General features: G+C 72.8%; 3 protein-coding genes. All 3 read left to right on the top strand.

All coding sequences use genetic code 11. The annotated features are described in order from the left end of the window. The coding region (locus ESO86_RS16590) for a thioredoxin family protein (protein ID WP_165308195.1) at positions 1 to 441 on the top strand (441 nt) is incomplete at its 5' end. Between the two features lie 15 nt (positions 442 to 456). Then, a complete protein-coding gene (locus tag ESO86_RS16585; RefSeq protein WP_129235918.1) occupies positions 457 to 1,194 on the top strand; it encodes a cytochrome c biogenesis CcdA family protein in 738 nt (245 codons plus the stop codon). Next, on the top strand, positions 1,187 to 1,618 hold a 432-nt coding region (locus ESO86_RS16580), incomplete at its 3' end, for a response regulator transcription factor (RefSeq protein WP_207207197.1). The genes ESO86_RS16585 and ESO86_RS16580, both read left to right, overlap by 8 nt.

The following is a 1,618-nucleotide window of genomic DNA, read 5'->3' as shown; positions in this document are numbered from 1 at the left end:
TGCGCCGCGCAGGCGACGGATGCCTCCGGCGCGAGCGCCGACCCCGCACCCGTCGCGGAGCCGACGCCCGAGGCCACGACCGACGCGACCGACGCGACCGACGAGCCTGCGGCGTCCGAGGACGCCGCGCCCGCCGAGGGTGCCTACCTCGACTACGCCGACGGCGCCATCGAGGCGACCGCCGGGCCGAAGGCGCTGTTCTTCCACGCGAGCTGGTGCCCGAAGTGCCGCGCGCTCGACGAGGACCTCCGCGCCGAGGGCGCGCCCGACGGGCTCACCGTGTTCAAGGTCGACTACGACTCGCGCACCGACCTGCGACAGCGGTACGGCGTGACGATCCAGACGACGATCGTGTTCGTCGACGACGCGGGCGAGAAGATCTCGAGCGTCGTGCTGTACGAGGACCCCTCGGTCGAGTCGCTCGTCGCCGCGATGCCCTAGGCGGCTGGCCACCCCGTGACCGCGTCCCTCACCCTCGCACTCGCCGCCGGCGTGCTGACCGTCGCTGCGCCGTGCGTGCTGCCGCTGCTGCCGGTGATCGTCGGCGGTTCGATCGTCCAGGACGGTGACGAGCGCCGCGCGCGCTACCGCCCGTACGTGATCGCCGCGTCGCTCGCGGTATCCGTCGTCGTCTTCACGCTGCTGCTCAAGGCGACCACCGCGCTGCTCGGCATCCCGCCGCAGGTCTGGCAGGTGATCGCCGGCGGCATCGTGATCCTGCTCGGCGTCGACATGCTGTTCCCGCGGTTGTGGGAGCGGGTCTCGACCGCGCTCGGGTGGGGCGCGAAGAGCGGCGAGCTGCTCGACCGGTCGGTCCGACGGCAGAGCGTCGGAGGCGACATCCTCACCGGCGCGGCCCTCGGCCCGGTCTTCTCGAGCTGCAGTCCGACCTACGCGCTGATCGTCGCCGCGGTGCTGCCGGTGTCGTTCGGCGAGGGCGTGCTGTACGTCGTCGCGTACGCGGTGGGCCTGGCGGCGATGCTGCTGCTCATCGCGCTCCTCGGTCGGAGCCTCGTGCGCCGGCTCGGCTGGCTCGCGAACCCCGACGGATGGTTCCGCCGCACGATCGGCGTGATCTTCATCGTCGTCGGCATCGTGGTCGTGGTCGGCTTCGACAAGACGCTGCAGACGTGGATCCTCGACGCCGGGCTGTACGATCCGATCGCACGCCTCGAGGAGGTGATCGGTGGCTGACCAGGTCGACCTGCTGCTCGACGGGCGCCTCGTGCTGCTCGTCGACGACGACCCGACCGTGCTCGAGGTGTGCCGCGCCTACCTCGAGTCGGCGGGGTTCCGCGTGCAGGAGGCGGCGGACGCGTTCGTCGCGCTCGACCGGATCGCCGCCGAGCGGCCCGACCTCGTCGTGCTCGACCGGATGCTGCCCGGCGTCGACGGCATCGAGGTCTGCCGACGCATCCGCGCCCACTCGCAGGTTCCGGTCATCATGCTCACCGCGCTCGGCGGCGAGGACGACCGCATCGCGGGGCTCGAGGCCGGCGTCGACGACTACCTGGCGAAGCCGTTCTCGCCGCGCGAGCTGACGCTGCGGGTGCAGTCGGTGCTGCGGCGCGCGCTCGCCGTGGAGGCGGCGGGCGCGGCGGTCGCCGGCTCGGAGGCC

The organism is Agromyces binzhouensis, from assembly GCF_004135055.1.
In the GTDB taxonomy this organism is placed as follows: Bacteria; Actinomycetota; Actinomycetes; order Actinomycetales; family Microbacteriaceae; genus Agromyces; species Agromyces binzhouensis.
Note: the sequence above shows the minus strand (reverse complement) of the source record. Positions and strands in the feature narration are given on the sequence as shown.